At 64.1% G+C, this 1,295-nt stretch carries 2 protein-coding genes; both read left to right on the plus strand.

Annotation, left to right across the window (positions count from 1 at the left end; all coding sequences use genetic code 11):
- The first annotated feature begins 266 nt into the window (after positions 1-266).
- Positions 267-506: an acyl carrier protein gene (locus tag BRAS3809_RS19825; RefSeq protein ID WP_006610957.1), complete on the plus strand. Its 240-nt coding sequence runs from the start codon at positions 267-269 to the stop codon at positions 504-506.
- 220 nt (positions 507-726) lie between these two features.
- Positions 727-1,295 (plus strand): beta-ketoacyl synthase N-terminal-like domain-containing protein (locus BRAS3809_RS19830; RefSeq protein WP_035657066.1); only part of this gene is annotated, 569 nt, incomplete at its 3' end.

Consider the following 1,295-nt stretch of genomic DNA (forward strand, 5'->3'; position numbering starts at 1 on the left):
CGGGCCTCCGCCGGCTGGTGCTGCTGATCCGGGTTCCTGTTTGAGCGCTCTGGGTCGGAGGCGTACCGGACTGGTGGAGTGAGGATTGGAGTTTGTGAGTGGCCCCGTTTCCCAGGTTTGCGGACCGCACTTCGTCGGCCAAGCTTCGGTAAAGGGGCGCTGCGGGGCAAATCTGGTTTTGCGCGATTGCGAAGGAAGTTGAGCGGCCGGGATGACGCGGATCATCCGGGGGTCGGGTCTTAAAGGAACAAGCACGAGGTTGAACGATGAGTGAGATTGGCGAGCGGGTTAAGAAGATCGTGGTCGAACACCTTGGTGTCGAGCCCGAGAAAGTGGTCGACAACGCGAGCTTCATTGACGACCTCGGTGCCGACAGCCTCGACACGGTCGAGCTCGTCATGGCCTTCGAGGAAGAGTTCGGCTGCGAGATTCCGGACGACGCCGCCGAGACGATCCTGACGGTCGGCGACGCCACCAAGTTCCTCGAGAAGAACGCCAAGAGCTGACGCTCCGGCGAGAGTTGCGCGAAACCGGCCGATCCGTCTTGTGCGGTCGACCGGTTTCTTGCTGTTGGCGGCATCGTTTTGAGCCGTCATCTGGCGGCCGGCGAGGCACGTTTCGGACGCACTGCCGGCCAGACATGTTGCTCGAACAAGTGACCCGAGGTGCCGCGAACGGCGTTGCGCCGATCCACGAGCGCTCAAGGGCGGGTCTGGAGAAACGAACATGAGGCGGGTTGTCGTCACGGGCCTTGGCATGGTTTCGCCGCTTGGCTGTGGTGTGGAAACGACCTGGCAGCGGATCCTTCAGGGCAACAGCGGCGCGCGCGTGATCGAGACGTTCGACGTCTCCGATCTGCCGGCCAAGGTCGCCTGCCAGGTGCCGCGCGGCGACGGCTCTGATGGAACGTTCAATGCCGACCAGTGGATGGAGCCGAAGGACCAGCGCAAGGTCGACGACTTCATCATCTTCGCAATGGCGGCCGCGCGCCAGGCGCTCGATGACGCCAACTGGCACCCCGCCACGGAAGAGGACCGCTGCGCCACGGGCACGCTGATCGGCTCCGGCATCGGCGGCCTGTCGGGCATCGCCGACACCGCGATCCTGCTCAAGGAGCGCGGTCCGCGGAAAGTGTCGCCGTTCTTCATTCCCGGACGCCTGATCAATCTAGCCTCCGGCTATGTCTCGATCGAGCACGGCCTGAAGGGCCCCAATCATTCCGTGGTCACGGCCTGTTCGACCGGCGCGCATGCGATCGGCGATGCGAGCCGTCTGATTGCGCTCGGCGATGCCGA

This window comes from Bradyrhizobium sp. STM 3809, from assembly GCF_000239795.1.
Lineage (GTDB): Bacteria > Pseudomonadota > Alphaproteobacteria > Rhizobiales > Xanthobacteraceae > Bradyrhizobium.

Coding starts and splice junctions, on each gene's coding strand:
- BRAS3809_RS19825 (WP_006610957.1), top strand. CDS start 267: ATGAGTGAGATTGGCGAGCGGGTTAAGAAGATCGTGGTCGAACACCTT.